Here is a 17,674-nt window from a genome sequence, read left to right on the forward strand (position 1 = left end):
AAATATGGATAGGAATAAAATATTGGATTTAGTAAAAGAATATGCTAGAAAGGAATATGCTAAAAAAGAATTTATAAAAGGAGTAAGTTCTGTACCTGTTTCTGGAAGAGTATTTGATGAGGATGATATTGCTGCATTGGTTGATAGTGCTTTAGATTTTCATCTTACCACTTATAGATATAATGATGAATTTGAAAAAGGATTAAAAGAATTTTTTGGCTTGAAATACTGTCTTACTTGTAATTCAGGTTCTTCTGCTAATTTGATAGCAATTAGTAGTTTAACTAGCCATTTACTTAAAGAAAGAGCATTAAAATCTGGCGATGAAGTTATCACAGTTGCTGCTGGTTTTCCAACTACTGTTAATCCAATATTACAGAATCATTTAGTTCCTGTATTTGTTGATGTTGAATTAGAAACATATAATGTAAATGTTGAAGAATTAGAAAAAGCAAGAAGCGAAAAAACGAAAGCTGTTATTTTAGCACACACTTTAGGAAATCCTTTCAATATACAAAGAGTAAAAGAATTCTGTGAAAAGTATAATTTATGGTTTATAGAAGATTGTTGTGATGCTTTAGGAAGTACTTATAATAATCAAAAAGTTGGAACATTTGGAGATATTGCTACATTAAGTTTTTATCCGGCTCATCATATTACTATGGGTGAAGGCGGAGCAGTACTTACAAATAATCCTATCTTAAAAAAAGCTATGGAAAGTATCAGAGATTGGGGACGTGATTGTTGGTGTGCTCCAGGATGTGATGATACTTGTAAACAAAGGTTTTCACAAAAATTGGGTGATTTACCTGAAGGGTATGACCATAAATATACATATTCACATTTAGGTTATAACTTAAAAATCACAGATATGCAGGCAGCCTGTGGTGTTGCTCAGCTTAGAAAGATAAATAAATTTATAGATAAAAGAAAGGATAATTTTAAAAAAATAAGTAATAAATTAGAAAAATTTAGCAAGTATTTAATTCTACCTAAAGCTCAGGAAAATAGTGACCCTTCTTGGTTCGGTTTTCTTATAAGTGTAAAACCTGATGCACCTTTTAGTAGAAATGATTTGGTTAAATATTTAAATGAAAATAAAATAGGAACTAGATTATTATTTGCCGGAAATATTGTAAAACAGCCCTATATGATAGGAAGAAATTACAAAATAGTTGGTAGTTTAATCAATTCTGATTTTATTATGAATAATACTTTTTGGATTGGGGTTTATCCTGGAATTGATGATTCTATGATTGATTATGTTGATGTTATTATTGGAGAATTTATATCAAATTTGGGAGGAAAATAATGATAGGAAATATCACAGTATTTGATTGTACATTTAGAGAAGCTGGTTATCAAACTGGTTGGTTTTTTGATGAAGATTTTTGCAGAGATTATTATAAATTTGCACAATCTGCAGGTATTGATTATTTAGAATTAGGTTTTTTTCATAACAAAGAAGCAGATCCTAACAGAGGTCATTTTCGTTATTGTAGTTTGGATAATGAAGAAATAAAAAATATTTTTTCAATTACAAAAAATACGGTTAAACTTTCTGCTATGAGAGACATTCAAAGACCTTTAACTGACTTGCTTCCAAAAAAGGAGACTGTTATAGATACTGTTAGAATTCTTACAAGATCTAGTGAAACAGATTTTTCAATTTTGGAAAAGCATGTAAAAGAAATTAAAAATTTAGGCTATGAGGTATTCATTAATTTTACAAGTTCTGGTCATAATACTATAGAAAAAAATAGGGAATTTGCAAAATTTGCTAAACAACATGAAATACCTGTAATTTATTTTGCTGATACAGAAAGTATTTTTACACCTGAATATGTTAGAAATACTTTGGAAGCTTGTAGAGAAGAAGGTGTTGAGGCTGGTATGCATTTACATGATAAAAATGGTACTGCAGAAATGCTTTTGGAAGTGGCTTTGCATTATGGTTGTAAATATACTGATATTACTATGATGGGACTTGGCGGAAAATGGCATGATGGTAATTTATCTACTGAACATTTCTTAAGAAAATATAATTATAATCCTGGTTATGAACAAACTAGATTAAAAACTATGCTTATACAAAATTTAATCAAATATAATAAAAGCACAGCAGCTGTTTTATAGGATTTGTTATGAAGCTTTCTGATTTTATATTTAAATTTCTAAATGAAGAGTATAATATAAAAGATGTATTTATGGTTTCCGGTGGTGGAGCTATGCATCTTAATGATTCAGTTGGAAATAATAAAAATATTAATGTTATATGCTGCCACCATGAGCAGGCTTGCGCAATAGCTGCTGATGGTTATAGTAGAATTAATGGAAATTTAGCAGTTGTTAATGTTACTACTGGACCTGGTGGAACAAATACATTAACAGGTGTTATTGGTGAATATTTAGATTCTGTTCCTGTATTATATATTTCAGGACAAGTTAAATTTGAAACTACGATAGAGTCTTGCAGAGAACTTAATTTGAGACAACTTGGCGATCAGGAAATAAATATTATAGATATAGTTAAGCCCGTAACTAAATATGCTTCAATGGTTAAAGATCCATTAAAGATTAAGTATGAAATACAGAAAGCAATACATATAGCAAAATCTGGGAGAAAAGGTCCTGTTTGGTTAGATATACCTTTGGATGTTCAGGCTTCAGATATTGATGAAAATAATTTAGAAGAATATAAAATAGAAACTATAAATACACCAATTGTAAAAGAAGAAATTAAAAAAGTTATAGATATATTGCAGAATGCGAAATCTCCTGTCATTATAGCAGGTCATGGAATAAGACTTTCTAATTCTATAAATGAATTTTATGAATTAATAGATAAATTGGATATTCCTGTATTATCAACTTTTAATGGATTTGATATAATTCCTACAGATAATAAAAATTATGTTGGACGTATAGGTACTATAGGTAATAGATATGGTAATATAATTTTACAAAATGCTGATGTTGTATTGTCTTTAGCTTCAAGAAATAACATAAGACAAATTAGCTATAATTATGAAAATTTTGCTAAAAATGCTAAGCATATTATAGGTGTAGATATAGATAATGCTGAACTTAATAAACCTACTATAAATTATACATTAAAAATCAATAATGATGTTAATTTATTTATTAATACTTTAAATAATTCATTAGAAAATATTGATATAAAACAGCATACTAAATGGAGAGAGTGGGCTTTTAATATAAAAAATAAATACTCTAAACTTTTGAATGAGTATACTATTTCTAATGATGTAAATCCATATTATTTTACTTATGAATTAACTAATAAATTATCTAATGATGCTATAGTAACTTGTACAAATGCTACCCCTAGCCTAGCACTATTTCAAGTTGGTTCAGTAAAAACAAATAATAGAATGTTTTGTAATTCTGGGTGTGCTGCTATGGGATTTGGTTTGCCTGCTTCTATTGGTGCTGCAGTTGCTTCTAAATATAAAAATGTTATTTGTTTGGAAGGTGACGGAAGTTTAATGATGAATATTCAAGAACTTCAAACTATTTCCCATTACAATTTGAATATTAAACTATTTTTATATAATAATAATGAATATGCTTCTATTAGACAAACTCAGGATAATTTCTTTAAGAGGAGAACAGGTTGTGATTTTAATTCAGGTGTATCTTTCCCTAGTTGGGAGTTTATTGCAAAAGCATTTAATTTAAAATATTTTTGTATAGATAAAAAAGAAAATATTGACAATGCACTATGTGAAATTTTAAATATTAATGGACCTGTATTTTGTAATGTAATTTTAGAAAAAGATTATTTATTTTTACCAAAAATTTCATCTGAAAAACTTCCTAATGGTAAAATGGTAAGCCGTTCATTAGAAGACATGACTCCTCTACTTTCTAAAGAAGAATTGGATGAAAATATTTATAAAGGATAATTTATGAAATTAAAAGGTAATATTGCTATATATGGTGCAGGAGGAATAGGGAAAGAATTATATTCAGTTGTATCAAAAATAGGAAATAAAATTGTTTGTTTTATAGATAAAAATAAAAGCGGCAATAAAATTGAAAATATTAATATTGTTTCTTTAGATGAAGCTAGAAAATATAATATAGATACTGTTATTATAGGAATATTTTCATATCCAAAAGAATGTAATATATATGACATTGTTTCTTTATTAAATAAATATGATTTTGATAATATCATAACTTTTGAAGAAATGTTCCAAAATTATTATGAATATTTTTCTAAAAGTAACTATTATTGGTTAGCACCTCCTATGTTTTTTGAAAAAGATATGGAAAGAATAAACAAAGCTAGAGAAGTATTTTGTGATGAAAAAAGTAAAATTATATTTGATTCTCAAATGAAACATAGATTGGGTGAAAGTTATAAAATATTAGAGAAACCAGATTACAATAATATACAATATTTCCCAGAAGATATTCCTCTACAAAAAGACAATATCAATTTTATAGATTTAGGTGCATATATTGGTGATACATTAATTAATATTTTAGATAATGGTATAAAACTTAATAAGGTATTAGCATTTGAACCAGATATAAAAAATTATAAAGAATTATCTATAAATATGAAAAAGTTGCAGAAAAAATATAACATAGAAGAGATATTTCTATTACCAGTTGGAGTATCTGATACAATAGAATTAGCATCTTTTAATTATGCTCCATCTGATGGTTCATTTTTTTCTGATAATGGTGAAGTTAATGTTCCTATTATAAGTATTGATGATATAATATATGGATTTAACCCTAATTATATAAAAATGGATATAGAAGGATTAGAATTTAAAGCTTTAAATGGATTAAAAAATACAATTATTAAAGATAAGCCTAATTTAGCAATATCTTTATATCATTTACCTGCTGATTTGTATGATATACCGTTATGGTTTAATGAAAATTTTGAAAATTATTCTCTTTATTTACGTGTTCATTTTAGTCACTGTTTTGAAACAGTTTTATATGCTATATCAGAAGATAAAAAATAAATGTTTTAAAGAATATAATATCTTTAATTTACGAAGATAAAAGGTCATTAATGATTAATAATATAATAATACTAGAAGATATAAAATTTATTTTTAATCAATTAAAAATTTTAACTAATTTGAGTAAATTAGATAATTCAAATATCTTAATTACGGGAGGTACCGGATTATTTGGAAAATCTATACTAAATTTTTTATTATATGCTAGAAAATATTATAATTTTGATATTACTATATTAACTAGAGATAAATATAATTTTTTATTTAATAATCTTCAATATAATAAAGATTTTATACATTTTATAAATGGAGATATTAGAAATTTTAATTGCGATAAAGAATATGACTATATCATACATGCAGCCACTCCTGCTTCTGATAAATTAGAAAAAGAAAATCCATTAGAGATGTATTCTATAATATTAGATGGTACTAAAAATATTATTAATATTGCAAATAAAATGAATGTTAAAAAATTATTGTTTACTAGTTCTGGAGCGATTTATGGTGAACAATATGAATCAATAAAGTCATTTAAAGAAAATTATTATGGAAATCCAATTACATATTATGGAAAGGCAAAAAAAATATCAGAAGAATTGTTTTTAACTTCAAATATAAATGTAAGTATAGCTAGATGTTTTGCATTTGTTGGTCCATACTTAAATTTAAATATACATTTTGCTATTGGTAATTTTATTAGAGATGTCATTCAAAATAAAAATATAATAATAAAAGGTGATGGCAGACCTTTAAGAAGCTATTTATATACTGCTGATTTAGTAATATGGCTTTTTACAATTTTATTAAATTCAGAAAATAGAAGTGTATATAATGTTGGTTCTTCTTATGAAATATCTATATATGATTTAGCAAAGAAGGTTTCTAATTTAGGTATTAATTATACAGGTAATATTGAAATATTAACAAAACCTAATTATAACTACCCTACTCCTAAATATATACCAGATAATTCTAAAATTATTGAAGAACTAAAAGTGAAAGAAAATTATACTTTAGATGAATCAATAAATAGAACTATGGAATGGAATTTATCTATTGGAGCAACAAAATGAATATATCTCCATTAGTTTCTGTATTAATACCCACATATAATAGAAAAGATTTATTAAAAAGAGCTTTAGATAGTGTGTTAAAGCAGACATATAAAAATATAGAAATATATATTACAGATAATGCATCAACAGACGGTACAAAAGAATTTATACTAGAATATTTAAATAATGATAATAGAATTATTTATAGCAGAAGAGAAAAAAATATAGGACCTTTATATAATGGCTCTGAAGCATATACTCATTTAAAAGGTAAATATGCTATTGTTTTATGTGATGATGATTATTTTGTAAGTAATACATTTTTTGAAAATGCAGTAAAAGCTATGGAAGAAAATGAAAATGTTGTTATTGTTAGAGGAATAGTAAAATGTTTTAATGAAAAAAATAATAATATTTTTATAGATACATATAATTCTACAAAATATATAAAAGGTATTGATTACCTATTAAATTATGCAAATCATGAAGGATATGATAATATAACATCATTTTTTGCTATGTTTAGAAAATCTACTGCTGATAAAACAGGAATATTTAAAAAATTTTTACCTTCAGCAGATACTTGGTTATGGCTATATTTATTTCTATATGGAGATGTATATTTTTTATCTGATGAGATTATAGGATGTTATGTTGAACATAATTTAGGACAAGATAAATATAATATAGATACTATATCAAATGTAGATTATATGTATGAATTAATAAATGATTTAAAAAATAAAGCTAAAGAATTGCACCCTAATCATATAAATGAAATAGATGTAAAAATTGAAAAAATATTTTCTAATGTACTAATTTGGCATACCGCACAGCTTTGCAAAATAATTGGTAAAAGAAAAGCTTTTTCAATTATGAAAAAAAAAGATATAATTAGTAAATATCCTAGAATAAAATCCCAAATATTTGGTTCATTAAGTTTTACAATTCCATTTAAGTTGGTTTTATTAGGTATAGAGGTATATGAAAAAATTATAAAAATATATTTTTTGGGTATAAGTATAAATATTAAAAGGAAATAATTATGATGAATAATTCTAATATGCCATTGGTTTCTATTGTAATAGCAACATATAATAGAGAAAAAATGCTTAAGGAAGCTATAGATAGTGCTTTAAATCAAGATTATAAAAATTTAGAAATAATAGTTGCAAATAATGCTTCTACAGATGGTACAGATGAATTAATAAAAAAATATACTGAGAAATATAAAAATATAATTTATATAAAAAGAGAAAAAAATATAGGTGCACATGCTAATGGATATAGAGCTTATAAAGAAGTTTCTAAAGGCAAATATATATTTTTTCTTTGTGATGATGATTATTTGATAAGTCCTACTTTTATAACTAATGCTGTTGATGTTATGGAAAATAATAAAAATGTTGTATTAGTAACAGGCTATGTATTAATGTATTTTGAAGATATTAATAAATATTTAACTATTCCATATAATGATGATAAATTAATATCAGGAATAGATTATTTAATTAATCAGTCAACCGTAACTATGCCAAATAAATATCCTGAAATAATAGCATTATTTTTTCTAACAAGCAGAGAATGTATAGAAAATAATGAATTGTTTAGTACATTTAAAGAAAGTGGTGATTTAGCTATGAGATTTTATGCTCCTAGTTTAGGTGATATATATTTTTTACATGAATTTGTAGGTTGTTATAGACTGCATAAAGCTGTAAGAGAAACTTCAAATATTGATTCTTTATATAATGATTATTGCAGAGCTATAGAGTTTTCTGATAATATAGTAAAAAGATACACATCATTATATCCTAAATATGAAGATTTTTGGAAAAATTATATACCTTTGAAAATTGCTGATTCATTTATTAGAGATAGAATATTTAAAACATTTGGTTTATCTCATTATACTAAAGAAAAAGTAAAAAAATTAAAAGAATTCTTTAAAAAATATAATATTAAAAATATTCATTATAAAATATATAAGTATCTATATGTAGTTTTAGTACCTTCTAAAGCTAGATTTACACTATCACCTTTTATATTTGAATATGTCCGTAGAAGTTATATTTATTGTGCTATATTAAGAATAGGTTTTTATAAAATGGATTCTGCTTTATTTGGGTTTATAAAAGATAAAAATTGGTTAAGAATTTGGATTTTATTTTTTAATTTAAAAATAAAGTTAAAAAATAAATATCATTCAGAAATTCCAAAGTTGTATGCCTATGCAAGTAATGATATATTAAAAAATGGTAAGATAGAAGTGTATTATACTTTAGATAAATCTAAAGAAGATCAAATATCTTCGTATGATAATATTATGGAATTTATTCCTAATTCTAATATTTCTAAAGGAGAACCTATAACTAAAACTAATACAACAAAAATTAAGAAAATAAAAAATGAAACATATTGATATTGTTAGGATTTGTTATGAATAATAATATAAAAATTTCTGTTATTGTACCATCTTTTAATTCTGAAAGGTATATATCTCGTTGTTTGAAATCTTTAATTAATCAGACTTATAAGAATTTAGAAATAATTGTTATCGATGATTGTTCTACTGATAATAGTTGTAAAATTATTGAAGAATTTCAAAAAAAATATAATAATATTATATTATTAAAAAATGAAGAGAATAAAAAAACATTCGAAACAAGAAGAATTGGTATGGAAACTGCAATAGGTGATTATATTGGGTTTTGTGATGCTGATGATTTTCATGAATCTTATGCTTTTGAATATTTATTAAATTTAATACAACAAGATAATTATGATATGGCAACAGGTATTTTTGTATATAATGAAAATAATTGGCCTTGTCCAAAAAATAGTATGGTATATATTTTGAATAATTATGATTTATATAAAAATCTATTTTCTAAAAGTGAAATACATAGTTTATCTATTTCTATTTTTAAGAAAGAAACTATAAAAAAATCCTTATTGGAAGTTCCTAAAAATATAAAAATATCTAATGGAGAAGACTTCTTATGGTTTGCTTTTATTTATTATAATGTAAAATCATATATACACGGTGATAAACCAATATATAATTATTGTAAAAATGAATTAAGTGTATCTAGATCTAAAAATATATATAGTGCATTATCTAGAGTTGTAGATTATTCTATATTATATTATCAATTAGAGCAATTATTAATAAATAGAAATCAATATGAAACATATAGAATGAGGTTATCAAATATAGGAATGGGAATGTCCAAAGCAGCTATGGAAAGATTAAAAAATAATACTGATGATTATATTGAGTTATGGGAAAAACATTCATCTGAAACTATGAAAAAACTTTTAGTTAATAATATTTTAATTAATAAGCAACAAGAAAATATTGACTTTAAAATATTTAATGATAGAATATCCAAAATTGAGCTTGAAATAAACAATATAAATAATAATATGGTTAAAATTGAAAAGAATTTAATAAAATATAGTAATAATTTTACTAATATATTAAAAAATATAATTAATATTATAGTTTGGTGGATACCTATAAGAAAGTGGCGTGATGATTTTAGAAATAAAATGTTAAATCCAGACCAGACCAGACCAGACCAGACCAGACCAGACCAGACCAGAGATAGGAATTATGTTTATTTGAATAATATAATAATAATGGATAAATTACAAGCAGTTTTTTATTAGGAGATATTTAAATTTATGAATAAAATTTTTAATCCATTTTTCATTAATGCAAATCTTGTTATTAATAATGATGATATAAGAAATATTGAAGCTTTTAGAAAAGCAGTATATCATAATATTGGTAATTCATATATTACTTATGCTTTTATGAAATTAGTATGTGGAGGAGTATATGATGCTAAAAGAATAAATGATATTTATGATTATGATTATAATAATGAAAGTGATATTGATTATATTAATAATGAGTGTACTCATGTAATATTTATTTTACAGGATCATATTAGAGCTTATGCTTTAGAATTTCCTATATATTTATTAGATTTTTTAAAAAAATCAACAAACCAATAATAATTCTTAGTTTAGGTTCAAATAATTATGTTAATGGTGAATATGATAATAATTTTATATCAAAATTAAGTAGAGAAAAAATATATTTTCTCAAAGAGCTTTCTAATTTAACAAATGCAATTGGAGTAAGAGGATATCGTACTGTAGAAGTTTTAAATAAGTTAGGTATTCATAATGTAGAAGCTGTTGGATGTCCGAGTTATTATGTTAGAGGTAGGAATAGGATAGTTGAAAAAAAAAATTATGATGATTTTAAATTGGCATTAGGTGGAAGGTTATTTAATACAAATATAGAAAATATATCCTATATATTGCAAGATGAATTACCTATTATTGAATTATTATATTTTAAAAATCATCAATTGAGTTATAGTTTTCATTATGATATAGATTATATGGCATTATCTAATAAAAAATATGTCTCATTTTCTAGTATGGAAGATTGGGAAAATTATTTAAATAATTTTACTATGTATTTAGGTTGGAGAATGCATGGAGCTATAGTAGCACTAAATTCAGGGATACCATCGATAGTTATTAATCCAGATTCTAGAGCTGCTGAAATGTGTGAATTATTTAAAATTCCTTATATGCCACATATTCTTAAAAGACCTTTAATAGATGCTAAATGGTTATATGATTATATTGATCTTGGACCTATGAATATAGAATATAACAAATTATATGATAATTTTATTAATTGGCTAAAAAAGTTTGGAATTGAGAAGCAAGAAAATAATTTTGATTATATAAAACAACCTTCTATTAAATTTCAGGATGATATAACTATAAAAGAAAATATAATACATATGTTAAATTATAAATGCAATATACTAAAAAGTAATATTAATACTTTAAATGATAAATTAAATAATAATTCTCAAATATTAAAATATAAAGATAATATAAATAAATTAGCTTGGTGGATACCAGTAAAAAAATGGCGTGATGATTTTAGAAATAAAATGTTAAATACAGACCAGACCAGACCAGACCAGACCAGACCAGACCTAATATGTAGAGAGTACATATATACTAATAACAATAATATTATAATAATCAATAATAAATTACAACCTATGTTGCAAGATAAAATTGCAGCATAGGTTTTTTTGTGCAAAAAAATATTTTATTTAATTAATTATTTATTTTTATAAAAGGATGTTTTATATGTTAAAAGAATTTAAACCAGATGATATAGTTAAAAGTTGTCCATATTTAGAAATGGGGTCATGTTTTCAACATGACGGCATATTTTGTTGTGTACATGGAATACAAAAATCTCCTGTGTTGATTAATGTAGATGAAATAAAGTCAAATAATTTAACATATGATTTAATAGTTCAGAGAAGAAAAGATTTATTCTATTCTATAAATGATGAAAATGACCATAGTTCTGATAATTGTAAATATTGTTCTAATTTAGTAGATAAAAAGTTTTCAGATGTTAATTTTGATTTTTTAGGCGGTGCTCATTTGCCAGCTGGATTTAATATACAGCATTATACGGCATGTAATCAACGTTGTAAATACTGCACCTTTACAAAACAAAATTTTTTTGTAAAGCCTCAATATAATATATTAGATTATTTTAAAATTTTTGCTGAAAAAGGTAAAATTAGAGGTGGTAATTGGGTAGATTTTAGTGGTGGCGAACCATCAATGCTTGATAATTTTGATGAAATAATAAATTATCTTTTAAGTATTAATTTTGGTACAATAGTTGTTTATTCAAATTGTGTTAAATATAGTGAGAGTATTTTTAGAGGATTAAGAGAAAATAAAATAATATTAACTACTTCTGTTGATACAGGTATACCTTCCTTGTATAAAAAATTAAGAGGTGTTGACACTTTTTCTAGGGTTATTTCTAATTTAATTAAATATAGAAATAGTGGTACTAAAGGTTTATGGTTAAAATATATCATTTGTGAAGAGAATAGAAATGAAGATAGTTTATGGAGTTTTTTGCTTGCTATGATGGCATTACGTCCTAATAATATTATGATATGTCCAGATTTTCCATACGGAGATATAGAAATACCTATGGAAACAGTAGAATTTGCAGGTGAATTATGGGCATTGGTTGAATCTTTACTTGGTATTACTCCTATAGATTACACTTCTTCGTTTGGAGCACCTAAAATGGTGGAATACCATAAAAATTTGGAAGTATCTATAAAAAAACATAGAGAGATTGTTAAAAAATTAAACTATAATAATATAAATGATAATAGTTCTGTTATTAACTCAGATGAATATTTGAAGAATGAAATCAGTGAATATAAATTAAAATTAGATAGGTACAAAGATAATATAAATAAATTAGCTTGGTGGATACCAATAAAAAAATGGCGTGATAATTTCAGAAGTAAAATGTTAAAATAATTCATAAGATGTTTTATGCATGTGAATTTCATCCATTTTTTATAAATTCTAATATTATTTTATATGAATATAATGTTAGTAATATAAAATCATTTAGAAAATCTATATGTTGTAATATAGCTAATTCGTGTATAATATATTCTTTTATGAAGTTAATTTGTGTTGGGGATATAACACTAGAAGAATAAATAATATTTATTCTTCTGTTTATGATTATGGAGATATAGATTAGATTAATAATGAGTGTGTTTTTGTTATTTTAATTTTGCAGGATATAAAATGCAGTATAGTTTTTTTATGCAAAAAATATATTTTGAGGAATAAATCTAATGAATAATATCAAGATATTAAATAGGAATGAATGTAGCGGTTGTTCAGTATGTTATAAGGTATGTCCGCATAATGCTATAAGTATGATAGAGACTAAGGAAGGATTTCATTATCCTTTAATAGATGATGAAAAATGTACGGATTGTGGAGTTTGTGTAAAGCGATGCCATTCTTTAAATGATAATTTTAAGACAAAACATAGAAAGGAGTTTTATGAAGTTAAGGCCTCTGATGAAATTAGAATGAAAAGTTCATCAGGTGGAATGTTTAGTTTAGTAGCAAATTATATACTAGATAGAGGTGGTTATGTATGCGGAGCTAGCTTTAGTGAAGACTGGCTTAGAGTAGAACATATCATAATAGATAATAAGAAAGATTTAGACAAATTAAGATATTCTAAATATATAGAAAGTGATTTAGGTGATGTATTTATAGAGGTAAAGAAGTTATTAAATGATAAGAAGGAAGTATTATTTACAGGAGCACCTTGTCAGGTATCAGCATTAAATCATTATTTAGGCAGAGACTATGATAATTTATTAACTATAGATTTGTTATGCAATAGCGTAGTACCACAAAAGATATGGGAGAAGTATATAAAAGAGAAAGTAGAAAATATAGCAGATATAGAATATGTAAGTTTCCGTGATAAAAATATATTTAAATGGACAACAGGATTGTATATTAAAACAAATAACAAAGAATATTTATCTTTTGGAATAAATGATTTATATTACAAGATGTTTGTAAATCATACATCTTGTAAAGAAGAATGTTTACATTGTAAATATAGACGATTTGATAGGCCAGGAGATATCACTATAGGCGATTATTGGTCAGTAAAGGCTAAATATAAAGATGATAAGGGTATATCATTAATAAAGATAAGTAGTAATAAAGCATCAAAAATATTTAATAAAATAAAAAGTAATTGTGAATATAAAGAAGTAAATATCACACATGATGGTTTTGAACCCTGGATAACACCAATATGGACAAATAGAAAGTATTTCTTTGATAATTTAGATAAAGAATCTATTGAAGAATTATATAAACATTGTTCAGATACTAAATACAATGTAGGTATTGTGAATATGATTAATACTAATAATACTGGCGGAGTATTAACATATTATGCTTTATATAAATTAATAGAGCAATTAGGTTATAATCCTATATTAATATTTAATTATCAGGCTACTAGAAATTTATATGATAATACTCTAGGATGTAAAGCTATACTAAGATATTTGAATGTTGGTAATAGTGTTTATAATGAATCAGAATTATATAAATATAATAAATATTGTGATACATTTATTGTAGGTTCTGATGTAGTATTTGCTTTACCAAGTTGGGTAAATCTATATCATCATTTAATGAATTTTGTACCTAGTTACAAGAAGAAAATATCTTTCTCTTCATCTTTTTCTTGTCTTCCTCAAGATTATAATATAGGTATTAAAAGAAAGTCTTTAATGAAATATTATTTTGAGCAGTTTGATAAAATATCTGTAAGAGAAGATGATGGAGTTGAAATTTGTAAGAATATATTTAATGTAAAAGCGGATCATGTATTAGATCCAGTATTTTTATTAGATAATTATGATGAATTATTGAATAATAAGACTTCTACTATAGAAGGTAATTATTTGTTTGTGTATTATAGAAATTTAGATAATACAATGCAAGATTTAATAAATTATATTGAAGAAAAATTGGATATAAATGTTATAAAATTACCTGTTACAGGAGATTGGAAACCTACACCATTATATGAATTAGAAGATTGGCTTTATATTATCAAGAATTGCAAATATTTAATTACTGATTCATATCATGGATTTTGCTTTGGATTATATTTTAATAAAAACATTTTAATAAAAATAGATTCTGGTTCTTCAAGATTATTATCTTTGATGCGAATGTTTAATTTGGAAGATAGAATAGTTAGTTCGGTTGAAGATATTAAGAATAGAGATTTATTAAAAGATATGGATTATACAGAGATCAATAAGAAGTTAGAAGCAGAGAAGAAACGTTCTATAGAATGGCTTAAAGAAGCTTTAGAAAGTCCAAAAGTATTAAAAGAAGATAGTTATAAAGATGATCTAATCAATATTTTAATAAAAGATAGTATGAATATGGGGGCATCTATATCTAATTTGCAAAATAATAATATAGATATTTCTAAAAGTAAAGTAATTATTGATCTTAATAATAAGATTAATAAACTAATTAATACCATAGCTTGGTGGATACCAATAAAAAAATGGCGTGATGATTTTAGAAATAAAATGCTAAATACAGACCAGACCAGACCAGACCAGACCAGACCAGACCAGACCTAATATGTAGAGAGTACATATATACTAATAACAATAATATTATAATAATCAATAATAAATTACAACCTATGTTGCAAGATAAAATTGCAGCATAGGTTTTTTTGTGCAAAAAATATATTTTGAGGAATAAATCTAATGAATAATATCAAGATATTAAATAGGAATGAATGTAGCGGTTGTTCAGTATGTTATAAGGTATGTCCACATAATGCTATAAGTATGATAGAGACTAAGGAAGGATTTCATTATCCTTTAATAGATGATGAAAAGTGTACGGATTGTGGAGTTTGTGTAAAGCGATGTCATTCTTTAAATGATAATTTTAAGACAAAACATAGAAAGGAGTTTTATGAAGTTAAGGCCTCTGATGAAATTAGAATGAAAAGTTCATCAGGTGGAATGTTTAGTTTAGTAGCAAATTATATATTAGATAGAGGCGGTTATGTATGCGGAGCTAGCTTTAGCGAAGACTGGCTTAGAGTAGAACATATCATAATAGATAATAAGAAAGATTTAGACAAATTAAGATATTCTAAATATATAGAAAGTGATTTAGGTGATGTATTTATAGAGTTAAAGAAGTTATTAAATGATAAGAAGGAAGTCTTATTTACAGGAGCACCTTGTCAGGTATCAGCACTAAATCATTATTTAGGAAGAGACTATGATAATTTATTGACTATGGATTTCTTATGTAATAGTGTTGTATCCCAAAAGATATGGGAGAAGTATATAAGAGAGAAAGTAGGTAATGTAGAAGATATAGAATATGTAAGTTTCCGTGATAAAAATATATTTAAGTGGTCATCTGGATTATATATAAAAACTAGAAATAAAGAATATTTATCTTTTGGAATAAATGATTTATATTACAAGATGTTTGTAAATCATACATCTTGTAAAGAAGAATGTTTACATTGTAAATATAGACGATTTGATAGGCCAGGAGATATCACTATAGGCGATTATTGGTCAGTAAAGGCTAAATATAAAGATGATAAGGGTATATCATTAATAAAGATAAGTAGTGATAAAGCATCAAAAATATTTAATGAAATAAAAAGTAATTGTGAATATAAGGCAGTAAATATTCTACATGATGGTTTTGGTCCTTGGATAACACCAATATTTACAAGTAGAAAGTATTTCTTTGATAATTTAGATAAAGAATCTATTGAAGAATTATATAAACATTGTTCAGATACTAAATACAATGTAGGTATTGTGAATATGATGTTTACCAATAATGCAGGTGGAGTATTAACATATTATGCTTTATATAAATTAATAGAGCAATTAGGTTATAACCCAGTATTAATTTATAGTAAATTAGCTGCTAATAATCTTTATGATAATACTTTAGGATGTCAGATAGCTTTAAGATATTGTAATGTAGGTAACAGTGTTTATAGTGAATCAGAATTATATAAATACAATACATATTGTGATACATTTATTATAGGTTCTGATGTAGTATTTGCTTTGCCAAGTTGGGTAAATCTATATCATCATTTAATGAATTTTGTACCTAGTTACAAGAAGAAAATATCTTTCTCTTCATCTTTTTCTTGTCTTCCTCAAGATTATAATATAGGTATTAAAAGAAAGTCTTTAATGAAATATTATTTTGAGCAGTTTGATAAAATATCTGTAAGAGAAGATGATGGAGTTGAAATTTGTAAGAATATATTTGATGTAAAAGCGGATCATGTATTAGATCCAGTATTTTTATTAGATAATTATGATGAATTATTAAATAATAGTAAAGTAAAAATAGATTATGATTATATAGTTGTTTATTACTCTACTTTTGATGAAAAAATATCAAATATTACAAACTACATATCTAAAGAATTAAATCTTAAAGTAGAAATTATACCAGCGATAAATGGTTATAGAGATAATCCAGAATATACAATAGAGGATTGGATATATAAAATAAGAAATTGTAAATATTTAATAACAAATACATTTCATGGATTTTGTTTTGGATTATATTTTAACAGGAATATTATTATTAGTATTTACTCAGGTTCTTCAAGATTATTATCTTTGATGCGAATGTTTAATTTGGAAGATAGGATAGTTAGTTCGGTTGAAGATATTAAGAATAGAGATTTATTAAAAGATATGGATTATACAGAGATCAATAAGAAGTTAGAAGCAGAGAAGAAACGTTCTATAGAATGGCTTAAAGAAGCTTTAGAAAGTCCAAAAGTATTGAAAGAAGATAGTTATAAAGATGATTTAATTAATATTTTAATAAAAGATAGTATGAATATGGGGGCATCTATATCTAATTTGCAAAATAATAATATAGATATTTCTAAAAGTAAAGTAATTATTGATCTTAATAATAAGATTAATAAACTAATTAATACCATAGCTTGGTGGATACCAATAAAAAAATGGCGTGATGATTTTAGAAATAAAATGTTAAACTAAAGTTAATATAAATTTTTGACAAAATATATTATTTTTAGTATAATTGCTAAAATTAGATTATGGACTA

The 17,674-nt window shown here is 24.5% G+C and carries 13 protein-coding genes; all 13 read left to right on the forward strand.

Annotated elements, in window-relative coordinates:
* Positions 1-4: 4 nt before the first annotated feature.
* Complete coding sequence (gene rfbH, locus BINT_RS07145) at positions 5-1,312, forward strand: lipopolysaccharide biosynthesis protein RfbH (RefSeq protein ID WP_014487892.1); 1,308 nt, start codon at positions 5-7, stop codon at positions 1,310-1,312.
* A complete protein-coding gene (locus tag BINT_RS07150) occupies positions 1,312-2,136 on the forward strand; it encodes a beta/alpha barrel domain-containing protein (protein ID WP_014487893.1) in 825 nt (274 codons plus the stop codon). Before rfbH ends, BINT_RS07150 begins: the two co-directional genes overlap by 1 nt.
* Positions 2,137-2,144: 8 nt before the next feature.
* On the forward strand, positions 2,145-3,929 hold the full coding sequence (locus BINT_RS07155; RefSeq protein ID WP_014487894.1) for a thiamine pyrophosphate-binding protein: 1,785 nt from the start codon (positions 2,145-2,147) through the stop codon (positions 3,927-3,929).
* Positions 3,930-3,932: 3 nt separating this feature from the next.
* On the forward strand, positions 3,933-5,012 hold the full coding sequence (locus tag BINT_RS07160; RefSeq protein ID WP_014487895.1) for an FkbM family methyltransferase: 1,080 nt from the start codon (positions 3,933-3,935) through the stop codon (positions 5,010-5,012).
* A 50-nt stretch (positions 5,013-5,062) separates the two neighbouring features.
* On the forward strand, positions 5,063-6,088 hold the full coding sequence (locus BINT_RS07165; RefSeq protein ID WP_014487896.1) for an NAD-dependent epimerase/dehydratase family protein: 1,026 nt from the start codon (positions 5,063-5,065) through the stop codon (positions 6,086-6,088).
* Positions 6,085-7,113, forward strand: a complete 1,029-nt coding sequence (locus BINT_RS07170) for a glycosyltransferase family 2 protein (RefSeq protein WP_014487897.1) — start codon at positions 6,085-6,087, stop codon at positions 7,111-7,113. Before BINT_RS07165 ends, BINT_RS07170 begins: the two co-directional genes overlap by 4 nt.
* 2 nt (positions 7,114-7,115) lie before the next feature.
* Complete coding sequence (locus BINT_RS14420) at positions 7,116-8,492, forward strand: glycosyltransferase family 2 protein (protein ID WP_049783498.1); 1,377 nt, start codon at positions 7,116-7,118, stop codon at positions 8,490-8,492.
* Positions 8,493-8,509: 17 nt separating this feature from the next.
* Positions 8,510-9,745 (forward strand): glycosyltransferase family 2 protein, encoded by a 1,236-nt coding sequence (locus BINT_RS14425; RefSeq protein ID WP_014487899.1) that lies wholly within the window; start codon positions 8,510-8,512, stop codon positions 9,743-9,745.
* Between the two features lie 15 nt (positions 9,746-9,760).
* Positions 9,761-10,096: a hypothetical protein gene (locus BINT_RS07185; RefSeq protein ID WP_014487900.1), complete on the forward strand. Its 336-nt coding sequence runs from the start codon at positions 9,761-9,763 to the stop codon at positions 10,094-10,096.
* Positions 10,097-10,098: 2 nt separating this feature from the next.
* Positions 10,099-11,202, forward strand: a complete 1,104-nt coding sequence (locus BINT_RS15120; RefSeq protein WP_234944371.1) for a polysaccharide pyruvyl transferase family protein — start codon at positions 10,099-10,101, stop codon at positions 11,200-11,202.
* A 64-nt stretch (positions 11,203-11,266) separates the two neighbouring features.
* Positions 11,267-12,484: a radical SAM protein gene (locus BINT_RS07195; RefSeq protein WP_041177329.1), complete on the forward strand. Its 1,218-nt coding sequence runs from the start codon at positions 11,267-11,269 to the stop codon at positions 12,482-12,484.
* Positions 12,485-12,813: 329 nt separating this feature from the next.
* Positions 12,814-15,165, forward strand: coding sequence for a polysaccharide pyruvyl transferase family protein (locus BINT_RS07200; RefSeq protein WP_083818246.1), 2,352 nt, complete (start codon positions 12,814-12,816; stop codon positions 15,163-15,165).
* Between the two features lie 132 nt (positions 15,166-15,297).
* The gene (locus BINT_RS07205; protein ID WP_083818247.1) at positions 15,298-17,607 is read left to right on the forward strand and encodes a polysaccharide pyruvyl transferase family protein; all 2,310 of its coding nucleotides are present in this window, start codon (positions 15,298-15,300) and stop codon (positions 17,605-17,607) included.
* The last annotated feature ends 67 nt before the right edge of the window (positions 17,608-17,674 follow it).

Origin of the sequence: Brachyspira intermedia PWS/A (genome assembly GCF_000223215.1) — a bacterium.
GTDB lineage: Bacteria > Spirochaetota > Brachyspiria > Brachyspirales > Brachyspiraceae > Brachyspira > Brachyspira intermedia.